Origin of the sequence: Gordonibacter faecis (genome assembly GCF_030077735.1) — a bacterium.
GTDB lineage: Bacteria > Actinomycetota > Coriobacteriia > Coriobacteriales > Eggerthellaceae > Gordonibacter > Gordonibacter faecis.
Map to the genome: position 1 here is coordinate 40,915 of NZ_JASJEU010000022.1, position 21,794 is coordinate 62,708.

The window sequence follows — 21,794 nt, forward strand, 5'->3', positions numbered from 1 at the left end:
TTCATCACCTCACGTAGAATACTTTAGCTTTGGTCAAGTCACCCGCGATGGGCTGGGCGTTCGTCTCGGCGATAGCCTGCGAGATTTCGCTCGCCGGGTCATCCAAATCGCCGAAGATGCGGGCGCCCGTCAAGCACGCCTCCACGCACGACGACATCTTCGTGCCGTTGGTGGCAGCCGACACCGTGCAGAAGCGGCACTTGTCCACCGTACCCGTGGCCTCGTCGAACACGCGCACCTGGTAGGGGCACGCGGCCATGCAGTACTTGCAGCCAATGCAGCGCCCGTGATCCACGCTCACGATGCCGTCCGCGCCAATGAAGGCCGCACCCGTCGGGCACACGGCCGCGCACGGCGCATCCTCGCAGTGCATGCACTGCATCGGCACAATCTCAATGGCCACATTCGGGTACGTACCCCGCTCGCTTTCCTCATAGCGGATGAAATCCTGCGTGGGCGCCAAGTTGTTCTGGCGCTGGCACGCCACGCGACACGCATAGCAGCCGATGCACTTCTTCGTATTGATAAGCATTCCGTAACGGGCCATTACGCACCTACCTTCTTAACCGTGACGACCGCTTCCTGCGTCATCGCCGCCCCGTAGCCGGGTTCCAGGTGGAACGGCACGAAGTCCATCTGGCGCAAGCCCACGTCATAGGCGGTGTGCTGGTCAGGTGACGAGCAGCCGTAGTGGCTGGGCATGTAGAGCGCCGTCGGGTTCAGGCGCTGCGTCACCTTGCAGCGCACGCGCCCGGTGTGTTCGCCGTTGGACACTTCCACCTCGTCGCCATCGGCAATGCCCAGGCGAGATGCCATGTCGGCGTTCAGCCAGACGCGCGTCAGGTCGTAATCCTTCGTAATTTGCATGAGGTCTTCAATGTTGCCCGTCTGCGTGTGGCTGTGAATGGCCTGCTTGCCGCCGATGAGACGCAGCTCGTTGCCCATGGGCATAACAGCCGGTGCCACCCACGTGGGATAGGGCGAAAGTCCCGCCTTCTCGCAGGCCTCGCTCGTGCACTGAATCTTGCCGGTGGGCGTCTTCCACTTCGGCATATTGCCGTAGCTGAATTCCTTCTCGGGGAACGACGCCGTGCCCATCTGGCGCAGCGTGTTCAGCGAAAGCCCCACGGTTTGCAGTTGCGCGTCGGCCAACTCATCCACGGTGAACTGGAAGTACTCGCCCACGCCGCACGCCTCGGCCAGGCCGGAGAAAATCTCGTCGACCGGCTTGGTGTTCGGGTGAATCTTCTCCAGCACGCGATCGCGCAGAGCCACAGCCGGCACCTTGCCGCCAATGAATTCCGGCAGCTCCAGGCGCTCAAGGTAGCTGGTGTCGGGCAACACGTAGTCGGCGAGCATGGCCGTTTCGGACATCTGCACATCCACAACCACGCACAGATCCAGATTGGACAGCGCCTCAGCCAGATACGCCGTGTTCGAGTAGCCCGCCGCCATGTTCGAGTTGTAGAAGAACATGCCCTTGATGGCACCCTCTTTGGCCTGCTGGGCCGCGAACAGGTTCGTTCCCATGCTGGACAGCGCGAGCGGATACTCGGCGGACCCGGCAATCTTGGCCTCGGGCTTCTTCGGATCGGCGAAGCGCTCGTCGGTGAGCTTGCCGGCCGACACGCTAGAGGTAAACAGCGCGCCGCCCTTCTGGTTCCAGCAGCCCAGAAGCGTGTTGAACAGGCAGATGGCACGCGCCGTCTCGCCGGAGTTGGCGTACGAGCAGCCAAACGCACCGCGCCAACTGGGCTCGATGGAAGCAGCCGGTGCCGCATCCGCGAACTCCACGGCCAGACGCGCGATAGTGCCCGCGTCGATGCCCGTGATGCCCGCGGCCCACTCGGGCGTGCACTCGGCAAGCGAGGTGGCCCACTCGTCAAAGCCCACGGTGTTCTCGCGCATATACGCTTCGTCGTACAAACCGCGGGTTACCAGCACGTACGACATGGCCAGCACGAGCGCGAGGTCGGTGCCGGGGTTGATGGGCACCCATTCGTCGGCGAACACGCGACTGTTGCTGCAGCGCGGGTCAACCAGCACAATGTGCGCGCCCTTCTCGTGCGCCTTCTGGAGCGAAGCCACGGAACTCGGGCGGATGGCGTCGGCGTAGCTGCGGCCAATGAACATGGTCATCTTGGAGTTCGCCACGTCGGACGAATAGTTGCCCGTGCCGATGACCTGGGTAAAGCCGCTCTCCTTGGACAGGTTGCAGGCAGCGCCGTGCGTGTACACGTTCGCCGAACCCAGTGCATGCATGAAGCGCTTAGTGTAGTACTTGCCCGAGGGGCGCGGGTCCTGCACCATAGCCAGCGCCTCGGGACCGTCGGACCCAATAATGGCCTTCACCTTGTCGGCAATTTCGCTAAACGCCTGGTCCCACGAGATAACTTCGAACTGACCCTTGTCGTTTTTCTTCAAGGGGTCGGTCAGGCGGTCCTTGGAATAGGCAATCTGCGAGTAGCCGTAGCCGCGGGCGCACAGCTTGCCCTTGGCGTAGGGGTGGCTCACGTCGCCAATGAGTTTGTCCAGGCGGCCGTCGACCACATAGGCCGTGAAGCCGCACTTGCTCGAGCAGGCATTGCACAGCGAGTGCGCGGTCTTTGTTTCGCCGCCCCCCTGCGCTGCCTCCTCGGCATGCGCCTGCTCCCAAGCGTTAAAGCCCACGTAACCGGCCGCTGCGGTAAGAGCTACCGCACCCGCGCTGCCGGCCAGGAAGCTTCGCCTGGTGATAGCATTTTCTGACATTGCGATATCCTCTCTACGTGCGATGCACGTGCGTTCGTTTTCGTTCGGCGTCCTCACGCGCTTGCCTGCTGGTCGTGGATGAGCCCCGTGTGGATGCCCACGATGACGTCCACCAGTCCAATGTAGAACCGGGCGTCATCTCCCAACTCCAACAAGCGCAAGCGATAGGCGGTCAGCCAGCCGAAGCGCTCAGCCGCAAAGCTGCGAGCCTCGTCGCGCATACCCGACCTCAGAAGCACGGCGGTCAGGTCTAGTTCCAGCGCTAGGTGGTCGGGGCACGCCGCGAACGCCGGCGGCACCTCCATACCCAAGCGCTCCACCAGTTCGCGCGCGTACTGCGCCGAGTCGCCTCCGTACAGTCCCGCTTGCTGCGAGAACGGCGCGTGAGCGATGCCGTTCGACCAGGGGCGATAGAGCGATTCCACGGGAAGGGCCGATTCGGGCAAGCCGCCGGTGAAATGCCGGGCGGCAAAGGCCTGCTTCTCGGCGAACGTGGGCGGCGTGTAGAGTGCGTTGACCTCGCCGGATGCCAGGAACTCCTGCAGCGGACAGCGCCTGCGCGCCCGCGCGATGGGAGCCTTCTGCGGCGCGAATGCCTCGTCTTGCAGCAAACGCCGCGCGCCATCCAGAAACTCGGTCCACGCGTGTCCCGCCGTCAACTGACGCCATGAGTCCTCGTCAACTGGGCCAAAGCACTGCGCCAGCACCGAGAACACGGCCTCGTCTTCCATCATCGCCTTCCCCCTTTCCTTCTCTCTTCGCCCTGCGCCCTTACGCTTGCGATTCACGCCGCGCGGTGCGGACGTGCGCGTTGGGGCGCGTCTGCGTGGTTTTAAGCCTGCACGAGGGTGGTCGTGCGGACAACGCCCTGGTCGATGACCTTCTGCGCGATGTCTTCCCAGTCGATGAACTTGATGGCACCGTTCGGGCACTGCTCGGCGCAGCGACCGCACGAGATGCACTTCGTGGACACACCACGCTCGGAGTCGACCACCGGCATGTTCCACGGGCAGGCCTGCGAACACATGCCGCAGCCGATGCAGGTCTTCTCGTCCACCACGCGCGCGCCGGTTTCCTCATCGGCGTAGATGGCGTGCACCGGGCAGTAGTTCATGCACTGCGGGTCGGCGCACTGCTTGCAGTGCTCCACGGTGAACTGGCAGTTGTCATAGATGCCGTCTTTGGTGTCCACGCTGGGACCGAAGTTGTAGTTCTGCCACACGCGCACGCGGGCGAGGTGCTGCGTGACGCGGCCGTCGTTCTTCAGCGTGCACATCATTTCGCAGCGCTGGCAGCCCGAGCAGCGGGCGCGATCGGTCACAATCATCTTCGTGGGCGTGGTGCGAATTTCTATGCGTCCTGAGGCGATGGACTTCGACGTGACGCCCCACGAGGCCAACACGCCACCCACTACGAGGCCGGCCACGCCGCAGCCGGCCATAGCCAGCACGCTGCGTCGCGTAAACGTCTTGCTCTTCGGAGCCTCCTCAGCCGCGTCCACCGTATCGGCCGCAGGTGCGGGCGCCGTGGTCTGGGCGGTTTCCTCGGAGGTGCCGTTTTGCAGATTGGAATCTGTCATAGCCTTGTACTCCCCCCTCACAAACAGTGAGTATCGGTTGCTGGTTACGTCCGCGCGCGATCCTTCGATGGATCCCACAGCGGGCGGCCGGCGCCCTTCGCGCATGCCATACCTGTTCTCACACAACGCGGTACAGTATGGCTTAAGGCGCGGAAAGGGCATCCCCTCTTTGAGGCAATTTCGCCCATGACCGGCTATTTTGTACAATTACCCTCAAAGAGGGGATGCCCCATTTTCCGGTGCGGGCATACTTGCGAGCGACGAACGTTGTCGCCGCGCTCCAATCGCGCCCGCCGGTTCCCACACAACACTTTGAACCTTTGGGAAGATTTGGAGAAGCAAACATGGCTGACGAAACATCGTACGGATGGGCCGGGAAGATCCTTCGCGTCAACTTGAGCACGAATGCCATCACGACGCAACCGACCGACCCCTACAAAGAGTATATCGGCGGCATGGGCCTTGCCAACAAGATCATGTACGACGAAGTGCCCGCCGGCACCGATCCGCTCGCTCCCGAGAACAAACTGGTCTTCGCCGTGGGCCCGCTCACGGCCTCCGGTGTGCCCCTGGCTGGCCGCACCACCATCTGCTCGCTGTCCACGTTCACGAAGGACCAACTGCTGGTTGACGCCCACTGCGGCGGCATGATTGGCGCAAAGATTAAGCTGGCTGGCTACGACGCCATCGTGCTTGAGGGCGCGGCGAAGAGCCCCGTCTACATCAACATTGTGGATGACATGGTTGAGATCAAGGACGCCTCGTTCGTGTGGGGCCTTGGCACCCGCGAAGCCACCGAGACGCTCTGCCGCCGCGAAGGCACCGAGGCGTGCGTGGCCACCATTGGCCCCGCTGGCGAGAACCTGCTGCCCTATTCCTGCATCATCAACGCCCGCAACCACTCCGCGGGTGCCGGCACAGGCGCGGTCATGGGCTCCAAGAAGGTGAAGGCCATCGTCGTGCAGGGCAACGGTAGCGTGCACGTGAAGGATCCGCAGGCCGTGGCCGATCTGTCCGACTACATGCTGCGCGACATTATTGGCTCCAACAACAACCACGTGGTGCCGCAGACGCAGCAGGAATGGGCCGAGTTCTACGACAAGGGTTCGCGCTGGTCGGCGCGCAGCGGCCTCACCTGGGGCATGGCTGAAGGCGAGCCCATCGACACCGGCGAGCCGAAGCCCGGCGAACTGAACACCGTGGGCTATCGCTGCATGAAGTCGGTGTATGACCTGGGTCCCGATGCCGAAAAGTACACCATCAAGATGAACGGCTGCCACGGCTGTCCCATCCACTGCTATTCCGACCTGCGTATCGACCGCACGGGCGAGCTGGGTGGCAAGGCTACGGCCGGCAACACCTGCGCCGCAAACTTCCCGTTCAAGTACATGAACGGCATTCTGAAGACGGACATCGACGACAAGAGCGAAGATGCTGTCATCTGGAACACCGTCATCGGCACCACCATTGATGAACTGGGCCTGTGGTGCAACTACGCCCAGCTGTGGCGCGACATTGCCCACTGCATCAAGGACGGCGTGTTCGACCGCGTTCTGCCCGAGGAAGAGAAGGCTCGCTTCGATTGGCAGCGCATCTACAACAACGACCCCACCATCATGGTGGAGCTGCTGAACGAGATTGCCAAGAACAACTCCGAGATTGCCCACATCGCCTACGGCCCCTACCACTGGACCGAGCGCTGGAACGACAAGGAATGGTTCGACAAGAAGCCCAGCCAGCTCATCAACTACCGCGGTTGGCCGGTCCACCACGCCACCGAGTGCTTTGGCCAGGTAGGCGGCTTGTACAACATGATGTTCAACCGCGACGACATGATTCACTCCGCCGTAAACTTCCAGGGTTGCGGTCTGCCCATCGAGATCAAGAAGGCCATCGCCGCTGAGGTATGGGGTGGCGAAGATGCCGTTGACCCGGACAAGAACTACACACCCATGAACGACCACAAGGCCAACTTCGCCTGGTGGAGCATCGTGACCGACGTGCTGCACGACTCGCTCACGCTGTGCAACTGGACGTGGCCGATGACCATGAGCCCCACGAAGGCGCGCGACTACCGCGGTGACCTCGACCTAGAGGCGAAGTTCTTCAAGGCCGTGACCGGCGAAGATGTGACCACCGACGATTTGTATCAGGCCGGTGCGAAAATCATGACGCTGCAGCGCGCCGCCACCGTCCGCGGCATGACGAAGGCCGACGGCACCATGGGCGAAACCGACATGCGCAACGTGCACGACACGATGACCGCATGGCCGTTCGACCACGATCCAGACAAGCAGCCGTTCACGGAGGGCACCATCAAGATTGAGCGCAACGACTTCCAGACGGCCCTTGGCATGCTGTACGACAAGTTCGGCTGGGATCACGAAAAGGGCTGCCCCACGGCCTCCTGCCTCGATGCCTACGGCATGACCGACGTGAAGGAAGACCTCCAAAGCCTGAACCTGCTGCCGTAACGGGCTCGACACCAACCAACCCGCGGAACGCCGCCTCCCCTCCCTTCAAACGGCGTTCCCCCTTCAAGCAGAAATGCCCCCGATTCCAACCGGGGGCATTTCTCGTTTTAGTCAACATGGCGTACGACGCAGCAATGCAACAATTGGCAGCCGCACCCCGAACCTAATCCCAGTTGAGATGGTGCGCGTATTCGAACGATATAATTTCGCCAGGAGACGTTTCAAGGTAGGCGCGCTCGCGATGCATATGCTCCACGATGTTCTGCGCGCTAAAGTACTTGAATTTACTGATGACCTCGTCTAATGCCGCTCGTTCATCCTTGTTCAATATCTCCCAAGTACGTTCATTGCCCGGGCTAATCAAGTACCGCGTTGAGCCATCTTCCTGCTCTTCTTCTTTTACTTCTATACCATCGAGCGCTAACAATTCGTTATATGCGACTGGCAGTGCTCCCATGGGCATATGCCGATACACAGCGCCCGTAATAGCTTTACCGTGATCGCGATACGCGAGTGAGTCGGCGTACCACAGCATTTTCATCAGTCTCGTCTTATACAGATACTCCACGTGAGACGCAAGATAGTTGACCGATGCCGTAAACTTTCGTTCATCGAAAGAGGTGTTGCCGTTCGCATAACTAGGTTCGTGAAACGGAAGATAGGCACTCTGAACTGCTTGTCTGCGTAGCGCGGCATTTCCTTGCTCTTCCATAACCTGCGCAATACGATTTTTTAGTTCACCAAAGCGAATTTCGCCGAGTGCTTTTTTATTGCGGTCGAGGAAGCGATTCAGCTCCATTGGGTTGTCGCGAATGATACGTAGCAGCCCGTCATGTGCTTCATCTTGAATGGCTTTTGTCTCATAGCGCGTAACGGTAACCTCACCCCAACCCAGCACTTTCGCCAGTTCAGCTTGAGTAAGGCCGTACTTTTTACGTAGTGCGGCAATCTCAGATGAGGTGAGCAGATGCATACGCTCACGGTATGCATCGCGTGCTGCGAGAAGATTCCTGTTGGTGAGCGAAGCAGTTTCGTATTCGTTCGTCTCTTCGTCGCTGTGCTCACACACGAATACCGTTTCGCGATACGTGACCGCAACATCTTTAATAGTGGTTGCTGCGTCGCGCTCAACCTTACGAGGCTGGTGTTCCTTACCACAAAGAGGACAGTATGTTGTTTTCATAGACTTGTTACCATTCATAGTGTGTCCCTACGCATTCATTTTCTTACCTATAGGGATGATTCATACGATACCGCGCATAATGAAACGAAACGCATAAAACGACCGCCTGAAGCCGCTGCTTCACTTTCACCTTGATGTATACTTTCTTGCCTTTGACATTCACCCCAAACACAAACAGGAGAGGTGGCTGCTCGTTGTCTTTGTCGAAAAGCGTTTCAGAGTAATCACCCACCGAAAGACTTCTGATGCAAGCCACTACGTCAGAGACATCGAATTCAAGATCGAGCAACGTAAAGGGGGTCGAGTAGTATTCTTCTTCGGGAGGTTTCCGCTTACTTATAAGAATGAAGTCACTTTCAACATTAAACGCCGGATCGCCCATCACCGCTTGAAGCGTGTTGAGAAACCGCTCAACCTCCTGTATGGGCGACTTAAATCCCAACGCAACTCCTCTTGGTTTGACTTCGTTGAGACGCAAGTATAAACTATCAAATGATAGTTTGCAAGAGGGAGGATACTATGGAACAAATCGGCATAGATAATTTTTTGAGCATTCTATCCTGCTTGCTAACACTTTTAGTTGGTCTTGTGCCCTTCCTTCTTCCCATTACAGAAAGGAAAGGCGCGCTTGAAAAGGCGGCATTAGCCATTGATGTTTATACTGCCCGAAAAGATAAACTTCTTCGCAGTAGTCCTCTAACATCATTGAGCGATAAAGAGTTCGAACAGGAAGAATTGCTCTCAAGGCAAATAATATCGGAAACTAGACGCTTACTTATTGCATCGTGTACCCCCATTCTTGACCGGTGGTCTCGCTCCTATGGCATGATGCTATCTATCTTCTGTTTCTCCTCAGGCTTCTTTATTCTCATATGCATAGTAATCGGTCTGGAGGCATTCGATCCAAAACATCAATTTGCGGAAATGTCCTTTATATCTGGGTTTATGGCAATTGTCTCTTTTAGCCTCCTTTTTAACGGAATTAGGTTCTACAGACTTATAACCCAGAGTGAGAGCAATTCTGTTCAAATTGATCGCCAAGGCAAATACACAATCTTGCCGTTAAACCCAATCGAGCAAACTGTTTACAAAAAGATTTATCTGTCAGTACCTCTCACTTCCGCTCTCATTGCGTTTGTAATGCTTAAGTTTTACCTTTTTTTACTTCCTTTAATTATTCCGAAATCCACTTTAAACAATGCCGCTTCAAATATTGTGTTATTCAGCGCGTACGGTGCTGTCTCTTTGGCGGTTATATTTGGGGTCATTTGTATTTTTCATGCGATATGGTGCCGATGGAAAGAGGGGCACGGTTTAAAAAGCTCACAAGAAACTATACTTTGTCTTTTGAGAACGCCGACTCCTTGCTCTTATGGCAGCAAAGTCAAATCACCTCTGATCAAGTCTTTCTTTATGCCCAGCGTACTCTTGCGAACAAGCGGTGGTTTAACTATCTATATGCAGAAATCCGCATGCAAGGTTTTTACGAAAACGATTGCACGACGCTTGATCATGGTGAATTCACTTACTATGTAGTCGGCGACGATCAGCGCGTCATCCGAAAAAGCCCTCATCATTCATGAATGTTACACCAGGCGGAGTTCTACGCGGGTGTCGCGGAGGGAGCAGTGTTCGCAGATGATGCAGGGGATGCTTAAGGAGTCGCAGGGGAGGCGATTATCGAGGTCTTCCAGGGTAGCACCTTGGTGGACGAGGTAGTCGCCGATCAGGGCGCGAATGGCCTCCACGGCGAAGTGGAGCGTGTAGGATTTGTCGGCCGGCACGCCGTCGAGGGCGCTTTTGATGTCGTCGGTGGTGATGGCCAGGGCCTCGTCAAACGTTTTGCCTTCCAGCATCATGCACACCACGCTGGCGCAGGCGGTCACGGCCAAGCAGCCGCGCGTTTTGAAACCCGCCCGGACGATAGTCTCCGTCGTGGGATCAATGACGGCGAACAGGCGCAATGCCACCTCGCCACGCTTCGACTTCCCCACCATGCACTGGGCGTTTGCTCCCTCAGGAATGCCCGCGTTGCGGAAGTTTGCCACTACGGCCAGAAGGGTGTCGGAGTAGCCAGCCACGCCGTCCTCGATCTCGGTCTGATAGACGTCGGCCGTCCTGAGCACGTGGCGGTCGGCCACCTCGCGATAGACGTTGCGCACTTCATCTTCCATGGGAGTCTCCTTTTCTGCGGCAGCAGCACTGCGACTTGGGGAAGGGCCCGCATGCGGCGGGCCCGGGGTGGGCACTAGCTAGAGGTACAGCGAGCGTTCGACGGAATTCCATTCCGCGAGCGATGCGGCGTAGGCGGGCTTGAGGTAGTCGGTGGAGTAATAGTACACGTCGCCGTTTGACGCGGTGGTCGTGGCGAGATCGGGGTAGGCGCCCGATTCGCTCACCGTCTGCCACAGCGCTTCCACGTCCTCGGACGTGTAGCAGAACGGCTCATTATAAAGTGAAGCGGCCTCGAACGGACGCGGATAGGTGCGTGATTCCTGGCGCACGCATTCAACAAACGTGGCCACGCGGTCGTCCTCCTTAGCGAGGAAAGCCCAGCGGGCGTATGCGTTGGTCATGTGCTCGCGCGAGTACAGGTAGTAGCTGTGCGCCCCCACCATGGCAACGATGTCGGCACAGGGAAGCGCGAAGGTGGGGTTGTCAGCAACGGCAGGATTTCCGCCCACCGCGGATGCCTCCACCGCTGCAGAAGATGCGGCTGCTGCGGCGGTTTCCGTAGGGACGCTCTCCAGAGCGTCCCTACGAGGATTTTCCGAAACAAGCACGTCATCAGAAACAATGCTTTCAGGCACCTCTTCCTCAGAGGGTTCTTCGCGCATGAAGCGAGGGATGCCAACGGGCTTGGTGGCGGTGCGGGGCTTCTGCGCGGGTTCGGCCGGTGCGTCGGCGGGCTCAACTGCATGCGCTTCCAGGTACTCATACACGTTCATTTCCCAGTCGTCGGCCGTCCAGCCTGCGGGCACCAGGCCAGCGGCTTCCCAGCTCGACGGCTCAACCAGCCGCCCGGCAGCCGATTCGGCGCGCACAGCATCGAACAGCGCCGCCAGAAGCATCTGCTCGTCGTCGGCCGCTGCATCACCCTGCGCAGCGCCAACCGCCGGCACGCTCGCCGCCAAGGACACATCGGCGCCAACACCAACCTCCGCGGCACCTTCGCCCCCGCTTTCGCCTGCTTCCGCCTGCGCGGCGAGAGCCCGTATCACTTCTTCGCGGATAGCCCGCGCTTCTTCGTCAGCCATCAGTGCTCCTTTAAGGAAACGCCCTTCAACTCAACCATCATAATGGTTGTTTCGCGTTCCCCTTCATCCCCTCTTTGAGGATAAAAATGCATAATCCGAGGTAAACGGCGTGTCACTCTTCATGCCTTCCCAAACGATACTCCAGAAGTTAGTCTACAATGGCAACCAACGCGAAGAAGAATTTGCAACCACGTAAGCCAAAGAGCAACCTTGGGGGAGGGAACGTCTTGGCGCATCGAACGTCACGGGAGACCGAGACAGGCCCCGTCGCGGGCGGAAAGCCTGCACCCACCGCCGCAAGTGCGGAGCACCCCGCGCGCCCGCATAGCGAGTCGGACGCTGGCCCTGTGGACACCACCCCGGCGGCCCAGGTGCGCCGCTTTGCCCCGCTGTGGCCCCTGGTGCTGGGGCTGGCGTTTGGGCGCGCCGGGCTCATCGTGGCCAGCTACGGCAGTTACACCAGCACCGACGAGGGCATCTTCACCGACGGCGCCATGCTGGTAGCGCTTTCCATCCTGGCCGTGTTTTTCGTGCTGTTCCTTATACGTAAGCGCACGCTCAGCAAGTCATCGGTGCGGGCCACCATGCGCGTTTGCGTTGCGCTGGAAGCGTTCACCCTCGCGGCTTTGGCTTACCTTGACGTGCGCGGCATCAACGAGCCGGCGATACGCTTCGGCCTCAGCGTGCTGTGCACCCTCGTGGCGTCGGGAGCTATCTATTATTGGCTGCGTCGCGCGCGCGGCACCAGCACCACCGCAGCCGCCGTGTTCGTGTTCTCCACCCTCATCGTGAGCGAGGTGGAAATTTACCTGTGCACGCTGATGCCGATAGCGGCTGGCAATCTTATTGCGTGCGTGCTGGTGCTGGCGCAGTACCCCTGCATGAGGTGGGCGCGCAAACGCCTGCAACCCCATGACATCGTGTCGCCCACGCAGCGCAACGACTACTTCGGGTTCGCGAAAACCATGCTGCAATCCAAGCAGTTTCTCACGGCCACCGCGCTTGGCATTGGGTGTCTTTCCATTGTTATTGGGCTTTTGCGCGGCTACCCGGACGGCCTGTCCATCGCGTTCCAACCCGCCACTCGTATTGCGTATGGCCTGCTCACGGTCATCATAAGCGTCGCTTTAATCGCGCTTGTGCTGAAGCGCCGCGAGCATGTGCTTACCGTGGGCATCTTCGTCATCATGGAGCTTCTGGCGTGTTTCGCGCTGATTGCCTATGCCGCGTTTCCCGAGATGCTGGATATCGGCGCTGTATTCACCACCACGCTCAATGCGCTGATGGTGGCGTTCACCTGGTACGTTATCATTGCGTTCATGAGCCATGGCTGGCGCGACCCCTACTATTACGCCATCGCGGGGTGGCTCGTGTGGCTGGGCTGTCGGGCTGTGGCGCGCGTCGCGCTGCTGGAAGTGTCCGGGCTTTCTATGAACGACCTGCTCACGGGCGCGCTCATGGGAGCCATGGTGGTGGTGTCCACCCAAGTCATCTTCGTGCAATTCCTGAACATCGCACGCCACGGCGCCCAGGAAGAACAGCAGGAAGCACGCCGCCAACAAGGCATGCTCACCAAAATCATGGGCCTGGATGAACACGAAAGCCTGGCCAGCGTGAGGCAAGCAGCCATGCGCCACAATGCCGAGGAAATGGGCCGCCAGTTCCTGCTGTCCGAGCGCGAGGTGGAAGTGCTCACGCTGTACGCGCTCGGCTACACGCAAAAGCGTGTGGCCGAGGAGCTGTTCATCACGCCGGGCACGGCACACGCGCACATCAAGCGAATCTACGCGAAAACGGGGCTGCACTCGCGCCAAGAAGTTCTGGATTATTTGGAGCAGTACGCGTCGTAAAACGCGCCTTCGTTCCCTTCGCGCGGGCGTGGGCGCGGTATGATAGACGTCGCTTGATACCGAGTGAAGGAACTCGCCATGCCGAACCTCATCGACATAACGCGGCGCATGACCGAAACGCCGCCGCTCGCGTTTTTGCAGGAAGAACGCTGTCTGCCCGAGCGCGACCTTACCGCCACGTGCGCGCGGTGTGCCGAGGTATGCCCGGTGGATGCCATTGTGGTGGGACGTTCGGCGGGGAACTCGGCGAACCCGCTGGTGAATAGCGACCCGTTCTCCGGCCCGGGCTCCGTGGTGAAGGAAGGACCTGCTGGTCCGCGCATTGATGTGGAGGTGTGCGTGCGCTGCGGGCGCTGCGTGGTTGCGTGCCCCACCGGCGCGCTGGTGGCCGCGCCGCCGTGCGACGACGATACGCTGCTGGCGGAGGCCGCGCGCGTGGGAACAGCGGCGGTTGTGCGGGCAGCGGATGGCGAAGGTGGCGCGGCGAGCGAACCAATCGGTGAGCCTGCGGAGCGCGTTGCGGGGTTCGCCTGTGAGCGCGCGGCGCGTTCCGCCCGCATCGACGCCGAGCGCGTGGCCGTGGTTCCCTGCCTCGCGTGGATCGACGAGACGCTCATCGTTCATGCCGCCTGCGCGGGCGCCGAACGCGTTGCGCTGCTGCCTGCGCCGTGTGCTTCGTGCGAGCACGCCGCTGCTGTGGCTGCGCTTCCCCACTCGGTTGAACAGGCACAACATATCCTTGATGCTTGGGATGTGCCCTGCCAAGCTGTTTGGGTCGAGCAGGGCTCGGCTGGCCTGGCGGCGCCCCTTGATGCGGAAGCCGCTGGCGAGCTGTCGCGCCGCGGGTTGTTCTCCCAAGCGCGTGCCGCTCTGGCAGACACGGCCGTCGAAGCGGCGAAAACTCAGGTGGAAGCCCTCGTTGGCCAATCAAGCAAGCACCCTTCCCCTAACCAAGACCCCGACCGCAGGCGCTGGCAGCTGCTCGACGACCTCCATGCATTCGGCCTTCCCGACGCGCACGCCGTTGTCCCGCGCTGCGTGGCTCCGCGTGTCAGCATCGAGGTGGAGCACTGCTCAGGCTGCGCGCTCTGCGCCGAGTTCTGCCCCACCGGCGCCCTGCACAAGGCCGGAAAGGCAACCGGCGGCGGCACGCTGCTTGAATTCGACGCCGCGCTCTGTCGCGACTGCGGCGTGTGTTCCGACACCTGCCGCTACGGCGCGCTTGAGTGCACAGAAACACTCACAGTCGACGAACTATTCGCCCTCGAGCCGCGCACCCTCGCTATCCCCAAGCGCCGACTCGTTCCCAACAGGCGGTAGGGCGGCCGCGCCCGCAAGAGCACCCCTGCGACACACCGCACAGGCACCGACGTCGGAATACTCACTGTCTGGCGCACCTATTCGTCGTAAAATGCTGCCTACACACCCTTCGCACGGAAAGGAACCAACACCGCCATGCTTCATTTCGACTCCGACTATATGGAAGGCGCGCATCCCGCCATCATCGAGCGCCTGGCCGCCACGAACCTCGATCAGACGAGCGGCTACGGCACCGACGAGGTGTGCGAGCGCGCCCGGCAGCGCATCCACGAGGCGTGCGCATGTCCCGAAGCGGCGGTCTATTTCCTGGTGGGAGGCACGCAGGCGAACGCCGCCGTGGCCGACCAGATCCTGCGCCCGTGGGAGGGCATCATCTCCGCCACCACCGGCCACATCACCGCACACGAGGCGGGCGCCGTGGAAGCGTGCGGTCGCAAGACCCTGCCACTGCCGCAGCACGACGACAAGCTAGACGCCGCTGAGGTGCGCGCGTACTGCGAGGCGTACTGGGCCGATGAGAACCGCGAGCACATCGTGGCACCAGGCGCGGTGTATATCTCACACCCCACCGAGTACGGCACCGTCTATTCGCTGGCCGAGCTGGAAGCGCTGTCGCAGGTCTGCCGCGACTTCGACATGCGCCTGTTCATGGACGGCGCACGCCTGGGTTACGGCCTGGCCGCCGTGGGCACAGACGTCACGTTGCCCGACATCGCGCGTCTGTGCGACGCTTTCTACATCGGCGGCACCAAGGTGGGCGCCTTCTGCGGCGAGGCCGTGGTCTTCACTAAGCCGGGCCTCGACGACCACTTTTTCACCCTCATGAAGAAACGCGGCGCGCTGTTGGCGAAGGGCCGCTTCCTCGGCTTGCAATTTGACGTACTGTTTGAGCGTGAAGCCGACGGGCGACTGCGCTACGAAAATGCCGGTCACCACGCCGTTGAACTGGCCCAGCGTCTCGCCGAAGGCTTCCGCGCGAAGGGCTACCAGCTGCACCTGAGCTCCCCCACCAACCAGCAATTCGTCGTGCTGGACGATGCCACCAAAGAGCGCCTCGCCCACCACGCCACCTTCGGCTTCTGGGAACTCACCCCCGACGGCCGCACCGTAGTCCGCTTCGCCACCAGCTGGGCCACCAACCCAAAAGTCATAGACGAACTGCTGGCATTGCTGTAAAACCCGTCTCGCTGGTAGAAGTCTCATCAGAGGCTGCCGTCAGCGAGACAACTAATCGGTTTATGCAAATTCGAACCCGTATGTCATGCAATTCATAACATGGACTTTAGGAATTGCATACGACAGAACGCTTACCCTCGATACTCCTCCATCAGGGCCTTGAAGGCGGGGAGGGAGCGCTTAATAACTTCGGGGCTTACGCAGTAGCTTATGCGGACCCAGCTGGGGACGCCGAAGCTGTCGGAGGGAACCAGGAGTAGCTCATGGACTTTGGCGCGGTTGCTGAAGGCTTGGGCGTCGTCCTCGAGGGCGCGTACCCACAGGTAGAAGGCGCCTTGCGGTTCTACGAACTCATAGCCCAGTTCAGCCAGGCCTTCGCTCAGCAGTTTGCGGTTTGCGGCGTAGGCGGCTACGTCGCTGGGCTCGTCCACACAGGCGGCAATTACGCGCTGGAACAGCACCGGCGCGCAGATGTAGCCCAGTGCGCGGCCCGCGCCAGCTACGGCGGCATTCACCTGGACGGCGTTGTCCATGAGGTCAGACACGTACACATACCCAATACGCTCGCCTGGCAGCGACAGCGACTTCGAATACGAGTAGCACACCAGCGTGCGCGGATACACGCACGGCACGTAGGGCACCTCGATGCCGTCGTACACAATCTCGCGGTACGGCTCGTCGCTGATCAGGTACAACTCGCGCCCGAGCTCAGCCTCCTTTGCCGTAAGCAGCGCGGCAAGCGCCTCCAGGTTCTCGCGCGAATACACGGCACCCACCGGGTTGTTCGGCGAATTGATGATGATGGCGCTCGTCTTCGGCCCAATGGCCGCGGCCAGCGCGTCGATGTCCAGTTGAAAGTCGGGCACGTGCGCGGGCACCTCAACGCAGGTGCAGCGCGCCGTCTCAATCCACACCTTATACTCTGGGAAGTACGGCGAGATAACAATAACCTCATCGCCCGGCTCGGTCACGGCCGAAATGGAAATGGCCAGACACGCCGCAGCACCCGAGGTCAGATAGATGTTCGCAGCCGAAGCCGCAATGCCAAACCGGCGGCTGATGCTCTCGGCGATGGTCGCACGCACCTCGGGCACACCACTCGCGGGCGAATACCCGTGCAGCGACACGGCCGGCTGTTCCAGCAGCTCAAGCGCCGCGCGCTTCACGGCGGCGGGAGCGGGCACGCTGGGGTTGCCAATGCTGAAATCGAACACGTTCTCTTCGCCAATTTCAGCCTTGCGCGCCATTCCGTACGCAAACAGCTCGCGGATGGCCGAGGGCTCGTTACCCAGCCCGTACATCCTCTCGTTCACCATGTGCACCACGTCCTCTTTTACCGCCGGTAGATAGTGAAAACCAGGGTAGCACAACCGCGCCAACCCCAAAGCTTTTCCCACGCGAACGGCACGCGTGCCATCCACCCAGCGAAGCTCCCGGCCGCGCCCAGCGCCCCAACACCAAAAGCCACCAACAAAACAACAAGCCCCTAGTTGCGTGCGATTCGTTGTTGCAAGGGGGTGAGGGAAACGAATCGCAGCAAAACCAGGGAGCTTGTTCGCAAGGCGTGTTCGCGCCGAAACCGGTTTGCCCAGCACCCGGCGCGTCACGACGGATTAGTAGAACATGAATATACTCGCGCCCAGGTTATAGAACACCACGCGCATGCATACCGCACCGACTGCCGCAGCAACAATGGCCACCGCAGCCCACATCTTCCATGAGCCTTCCTTTCCTTGTTTTTTGGCAACCAGCAGTGCGGCCAGCGGCACCACAGCGCCAACCAGCACAACACCAAGCCAGGTGAGCAGCGCCTGCTCGCCGGTAAATACATTCGTCAAAGCCGCGTAATCGATAGCCGGGTTCATCGGCGTGATGGTGGTGAAGTGGCTACCCACGTTCGTGAACGCCGCACCACTCATCTGCATGGCAATAAGGTAAGCAACCGTTGCCACCGCGTTCACCGCAGCGCCCACCACAGCCAGCAGCTGACCGAACGGCGAGGCGTCACCCTTAAGCGAGCACAACAGCGCCATGGTGGCCGGGCCCAGCACACAGGCGTTGCCCACCACGTACACAATCCACAGCACGGAGTTCCACGCGGGGCGCGCCGCCATCATGTAGGAGTGCGCCATTACCACTACCAGCACCACGGACACCACAATGCCCAGCACCGCCAGCCACGAAGGAATCTTGCCCTCGTCGCCCGCTTTGCGCAGAAACGCCAGGTAAATCACGGCCACCACCGCAAGCACCACAATAGCGATAAGCTCTTGCGTGATACCCGAGGTCAAGTGTCCGAACCCGTTGAAGATGCGCTCCCAGTGCTCAAGGTGCAGAAACACCGCGATACCACCCACCACCAGCAAGGCGGCGGACACAATCCAGGCGATCATCTGCGTCTTCTTGCCTTCGCCCTTCAGCGCAAGCGCGCACTGGCTGGCAAACAGACCCGCCGACCACGCCACCAGCGTGGTGAACACAATCAAAGGCCACTGCAGTTCCATTATTCATCGCCTCCCTGCCACTTGCGGTCGCGCAGGATGTAGACGTAGGAAGGCTTGTTCCCCACGTCGGGAAGGTGATGCACGTCCTCGTCGGTCCACGGTTTGCTCGTCTTGGTGATGGGCTGGAACTCGCCGGACGCATCAGGCGGGCCCACAAACGTCTCGATGCCCTTCTCCAAGTCGCCAAAGAAGCGAGCACGACCGCCGCACTGGCGCACGCACTCGGGCAGCTCGCCCTGGGCAATTTTCTGCTCGCACAGCGTGCACTTCTCCACCACGCGCTCTTCCTCGTTGAGGTAGCGCACGTTATAGGGGCAGGCCATGGCGCAGAATTGGCAGCCGATGCACTTCGACTTGTCAATCTGCACGGTGCCGTCCTCAAGCTTCATGGACGCGCCTGTGGGGCACACGTTCACACACTCGGGATTCTCGCAATGCTGGCACGTCACCGGGAGGTAGTACATCTCCACGTCGGGGAACTGGCCCGACCCGCCCTCAATGGGGTTGGGGCCGATGCGCAGCACCTTGTTCCAGAACGCGCCGGGCGCAATGCCGTTCACAATTTTGCACGCGACGGAGCAGGCCACGCAGGACACGCAGCGGTTGAGGTCAGTCGCGATAGCGTACTGGGTCATGCTTACACCTCCTCGGATTTCACGGGCATCCAAGCCTTCAGGCGCGGGTCGTTCGCGTCGGTGATGATGGGCGTGCCATCCTCGTCGGCGCAGGGAATCACCACACCATTCGGGCAGTTCTCGGGCGTGGCCTTGTAGATCTTCACCAGGTAGGCGCGCAGCGTGGTGGCGCCGCTGATGGGATCTTGGGCCGTGTCGTCAACCAGGCAGTTGATGTTACTCAGGTTGTAGCCGTGCGTCGGCGCGGGCAGCTCGGGGAACCACCAACCGTGGTCAGCCTCAACCACGCCGGGCGCAATGCCGTAGAACAAGTCGGCCACCTGGCGAATCTTGCCGCGGCGCGACTCGATCCAGCACCAGTCGCCCTGCTCGATGCCCAGTTCCTTCGCCGTTTCGGGGTTGATCTGGAACGTGGGCACCACCGCTTGCTCGCGGGCAAAGGGCTGCTGGCGGCCTTCGCTGTGGAAGAACACGGGGATGCGGCGGCCGGAGGTGAGGATGATCGGGTACTCTTCGGCCACATCAGGCGTGGAGTACGGGCTCTCGACAGGCTCGCGCACCACGGGCAGCTGCTCGCCGGGGTGATACGTCTCAAGCAGCGTCGACCACAACTCGAACTTCGTCGTGGGCGTCTCCCAACCGGGCAGACCGTCCTTGCGCATGTAGCCCAGCATGTGGCGGCGGTAGTAACCGATGGGCGTCACCTCGCGGAGGTCCCACTGGCCGTGTTCCTGCCACTGCTCTTTGAAGTCGTCCCAGTCCTTGAACTCCAGCTTCTTGCCCTCGGGGCCCGGAATCTGCATGCCGTGCGTCGAGTGGAAGATGGACATCTCGTTCACCTGCTGCTCGTCGGGCCACTGGATGTCCAGCCATTCCTTCGGCCAGAACGGCGGCGCCGTCTCAGCGCTGGTCGGCCACCAGGGAATACCCATCTTCTTGCACAGCTGGATAATCTGGATGGTGTCCCACTTCGCCTCGCCTTGCGGCGGCACCACGGCCACCTGCGCGCCGAAGCCGCTTTCCGCACCCTGCGAGATGCGCAGCGTGTCAATTTCCAGGAAATGGCAGGCGGGAACCAGCACGTCGGCCAGCTCCACCGTGGGCGAATGCCAGAGCTCAGCCGCCCAGTAGAAGTCAAGCGACTTGAACGCCTCCCAGTTACGGTTCGCGTTGCCGGAGTGATGATGCGAGCCCGTGGCCGAAATCATGGCACGGATGGGATACGGCTTGCCCGTGAGGATCATGTCCGTGGCGGACGTCTGGTCGTGATGGAACGCCGCACCACCAATGGTCTGGAAGAACGGCAGCAGCGGGAACTTGTCGCCGCCGGCCACCTTCGCGCGCAGCGCCGGATCCTGCATGGGCGCGCCAAAGGGGGTAACGTAGCTGAAGAAGCAGTTGTACAGGTAGTGCACCGTCTCGCCGCCGCGGTTGCCGCCCGGCGTATCCAGGTTGCCCGTGAGGGCCGACAGGATAAGCGGGATGCGCGTGGCCTGGATGGCGTTGCCCGCGTGCTCAAGGGCCAGCTGGTACTGGATGCCGCCCTGCATGAGTTCGCAGCCGTACTCCTGGGCCGCCTCGCGCAGCGACTCCACGTCAATCTCGCAGTGCTCGGCAACACGCTCGGGCGTCCACTCGGCCAAACCGTCGGTGAACAGCTTAAACGTGGGCGTTGCGGACACCTTGCGGCCGTCCTTGAGCGTAACCTCGTACTCGCCGTCAAGCGCGGGATCAATACCCGTCGAGAAACCGTTTTCCTCGGGCAGGAAGCCACCGCACCAGTCCTCGCCCTCGCCAATCTTCGTCATCTTGGTGGGCTTGATGTACTCCGTCTCGCCTTCCCACAGGCCGGTCTCGGAATCGAACCAGGTCAGACGGTTGCCCTTCTTGTCCCACACCATGAAGCGACGGACGCTGCCGCCTTCCTTCACGTCGGATTCCTTCAGAAGGCGCGTCTTCACCGTGAGCGGATACCCCTGGTTGTCCAGGTTAGCCTGCCAGTCGAACGGTGTGGGCTCAAGCTCTTCCACAAACAGGAAGGGGCCGTCGGTCCACTTCTTGGCGAACATTTCGTCATAGGTCTTCATCTCGTTCACGATGATGTTGAGCATACCCATGCCGAACGCGTCGTCAGTGCCGGGGCGGAGGTGCACCTTGATGTCGCACTCCTTGCCCAGGTTCTGCAGACGCGGGCCAACGCAGATGGACTTGCGGGCATTCACCTGGGAGTCTACGGTCACGCGGTTCGCGTTGTCGTAGTTGGACACTTCCTGGTTGGTGCCCCACTGGAAGAACACTTTGCAGCCCTCGTTCAGCGACACCCAGTGTGCCGGGAAGCACGTGAGCGCGCCCGCCTCGGTACGGGGGCCTTTGCACACCTGACCTGCGGTGCAACCGCCGTTGGGGCTGCCCACGTAGTAGCCGAACAGCATGGAGCCGTAGCTGGTGATGCGGCTGGTGCCGTGCAGCGACTTGATGGCCGGTCCGCCGTACTTGTCGATGACTTCTTGGAAGCCCTTGGCGCCCAGTTCAAGTGCTTCGTCCCAGCTGATACGCACCCAACCCGGGTCCTCGCCCTTGGGGTTCGTACGCTTCATGGGATAACGAACGCGATCGGGATGGTACAACGCCTGCATGGCCGACTTGCCCTTCGCGCAGATGTGGCCTCGGCTCGAGATGGCGCTTTCATCGCCGGTGAGGTCGATGACGCGGCCGTCTTGGACCCATGCCCAGATGGCGCACTCCATTTTGCCGCATGCACGGCAGTGCGTCCTGATCTTCTGCACGTCGCCCGCAGCCTGCGTGGCGTTTCCCTCGGCCAATGCGACGGGAGCCCCAGCACTCGTCAATCCCAGGGCAACGCTCGTGGCGGCAGCGGTCTTCAGAAAGGTACGGCGCGTGCACTTCAGTTGTTTCATTCCCCCTCCTCTGCTTGCATCAAAAAACACCTTCGGGTACATTTGATGAACGCTCATCAGGGCCAGTGTACTGAGCGCATGAAGCATGCAGAAGCGATTAAATGGCAGCCTGCTATTCCACAACGGAATAGCTTTATGCGATTTCAA

17 protein-coding genes are annotated in these 21,794 nt (G+C 60.7%); 5 read left to right on the forward strand and 12 right to left on the reverse strand.

From position 1 onward, the window contains the following. Positions 1–4: 4 nt before the first annotated feature. The 4 genes from QNJ86_RS10905 to QNJ86_RS10920 form a co-directional block, all read right to left on the reverse strand. Positions 5–547 carry a 4Fe-4S dicluster domain-containing protein gene (locus QNJ86_RS10905; protein WP_283832658.1) on the reverse strand — a complete coding sequence of 181 codons (543 nt, stop codon included), beginning with the start codon at positions 545–547 and terminating at the stop codon, positions 5–7. Beyond that, positions 547–2,751 carry a molybdopterin-containing oxidoreductase family protein gene (locus tag QNJ86_RS10910; protein ID WP_283832659.1) on the reverse strand — a complete coding sequence of 735 codons (2,205 nt, stop codon included), beginning with the start codon at positions 2,749–2,751 and terminating at the stop codon, positions 547–549. Before QNJ86_RS10910 ends, QNJ86_RS10905 begins: the two co-directional genes overlap by 1 nt. A gap of 53 nt (positions 2,752–2,804) precedes the next feature. Further along, positions 2,805–3,485 carry a molecular chaperone TorD family protein gene (locus tag QNJ86_RS10915; RefSeq protein WP_283832660.1) on the reverse strand — a complete coding sequence of 227 codons (681 nt, stop codon included), beginning with the start codon at positions 3,483–3,485 and terminating at the stop codon, positions 2,805–2,807. 98 nt (positions 3,486–3,583) lie between these two features. Further along, positions 3,584–4,330, reverse strand: a complete 747-nt coding sequence (locus tag QNJ86_RS10920) for a ferredoxin-like protein (protein WP_283832661.1) — start codon at positions 4,328–4,330, stop codon at positions 3,584–3,586. 344 nt (positions 4,331–4,674) lie between these two features. Here QNJ86_RS10920 and QNJ86_RS10925 point away from each other — a divergent pair, with 344 nt between their 5' ends. Continuing rightward, positions 4,675–6,804, forward strand: coding sequence for an aldehyde ferredoxin oxidoreductase (locus QNJ86_RS10925; protein WP_283832662.1), 2,130 nt, complete (start codon positions 4,675–4,677; stop codon positions 6,802–6,804). A 163-nt stretch (positions 6,805–6,967) separates the two neighbouring features. Here QNJ86_RS10925 and QNJ86_RS10930 read toward each other — a convergent pair whose 3' ends face one another. Both QNJ86_RS10930 and QNJ86_RS10935 read right to left on the reverse strand, forming a co-directional pair. After that, positions 6,968–8,005, reverse strand: coding sequence for a type II TA system antitoxin MqsA family protein (locus tag QNJ86_RS10930; protein WP_283832663.1), 1,038 nt, complete (start codon positions 8,003–8,005; stop codon positions 6,968–6,970). 25 nt (positions 8,006–8,030) lie between these two features. Next, a complete protein-coding gene (locus QNJ86_RS10935) occupies positions 8,031–8,429 on the reverse strand; it encodes a type II toxin-antitoxin system MqsR family toxin (protein WP_283832664.1) in 399 nt (132 codons plus the stop codon). 77 nt (positions 8,430–8,506) lie between these two features. On the opposite strand from QNJ86_RS10935, the gene QNJ86_RS10940 reads away from it, so the two are divergent. Further along, complete coding sequence (locus QNJ86_RS10940; RefSeq protein WP_283832665.1) at positions 8,507–9,523, forward strand: hypothetical protein; 1,017 nt, start codon at positions 8,507–8,509, stop codon at positions 9,521–9,523. A 50-nt stretch (positions 9,524–9,573) separates the two neighbouring features. Here QNJ86_RS10940 and QNJ86_RS10945 read toward each other — a convergent pair whose 3' ends face one another. Both QNJ86_RS10945 and QNJ86_RS10950 read right to left on the reverse strand, forming a co-directional pair. Then, positions 9,574–10,161: an iron-sulfur cluster assembly scaffold protein gene (locus QNJ86_RS10945; RefSeq protein ID WP_283832666.1), complete on the reverse strand. Its 588-nt coding sequence runs from the start codon at positions 10,159–10,161 to the stop codon at positions 9,574–9,576. A 78-nt stretch (positions 10,162–10,239) separates the two neighbouring features. After that, positions 10,240–11,244, reverse strand: coding sequence for a hypothetical protein (locus tag QNJ86_RS10950; RefSeq protein WP_283832667.1), 1,005 nt, complete (start codon positions 11,242–11,244; stop codon positions 10,240–10,242). Between the two features lie 227 nt (positions 11,245–11,471). On the opposite strand from QNJ86_RS10950, the gene QNJ86_RS10955 reads away from it, so the two are divergent. From QNJ86_RS10955 to QNJ86_RS10965, 3 genes are all read left to right on the forward strand, one after another. Next, positions 11,472–13,094: a helix-turn-helix transcriptional regulator gene (locus QNJ86_RS10955; protein WP_283832668.1), complete on the forward strand. Its 1,623-nt coding sequence runs from the start codon at positions 11,472–11,474 to the stop codon at positions 13,092–13,094. Positions 13,095–13,172: 78 nt separating this feature from the next. Then, positions 13,173–14,414, forward strand: coding sequence for a 4Fe-4S binding protein (locus QNJ86_RS10960; protein WP_283832669.1), 1,242 nt, complete (start codon positions 13,173–13,175; stop codon positions 14,412–14,414). A gap of 135 nt (positions 14,415–14,549) precedes the next feature. Beyond that, the gene (locus QNJ86_RS10965; protein WP_283832670.1) at positions 14,550–15,590 is read left to right on the forward strand and encodes a threonine aldolase family protein; all 1,041 of its coding nucleotides are present in this window, start codon (positions 14,550–14,552) and stop codon (positions 15,588–15,590) included. A gap of 131 nt (positions 15,591–15,721) precedes the next feature. Here the strand turns inward: QNJ86_RS10965 and QNJ86_RS10970 are convergent, their stop codons facing one another. The 4 genes from QNJ86_RS10970 to QNJ86_RS10985 form a co-directional block, all read right to left on the reverse strand. Next, the gene (locus tag QNJ86_RS10970; protein ID WP_283832671.1) at positions 15,722–16,906 is read right to left on the reverse strand and encodes a pyridoxal phosphate-dependent aminotransferase; all 1,185 of its coding nucleotides are present in this window, start codon (positions 16,904–16,906) and stop codon (positions 15,722–15,724) included. 297 nt (positions 16,907–17,203) lie between these two features. Beyond that, positions 17,204–18,094: a dimethyl sulfoxide reductase anchor subunit family protein gene (locus tag QNJ86_RS10975; protein WP_283832672.1), complete on the reverse strand. Its 891-nt coding sequence runs from the start codon at positions 18,092–18,094 to the stop codon at positions 17,204–17,206. After that, a complete protein-coding gene (locus tag QNJ86_RS10980) occupies positions 18,094–18,729 on the reverse strand; it encodes a 4Fe-4S dicluster domain-containing protein (protein ID WP_283832673.1) in 636 nt (211 codons plus the stop codon). Before QNJ86_RS10980 ends, QNJ86_RS10975 begins: the two co-directional genes overlap by 1 nt. A gap of 2 nt (positions 18,730–18,731) precedes the next feature. Further along, positions 18,732–21,647: a molybdopterin-containing oxidoreductase family protein gene (locus QNJ86_RS10985; RefSeq protein ID WP_283832674.1), complete on the reverse strand. Its 2,916-nt coding sequence runs from the start codon at positions 21,645–21,647 to the stop codon at positions 18,732–18,734. Between the last annotated feature and the right edge of the window lie 147 nt (positions 21,648–21,794).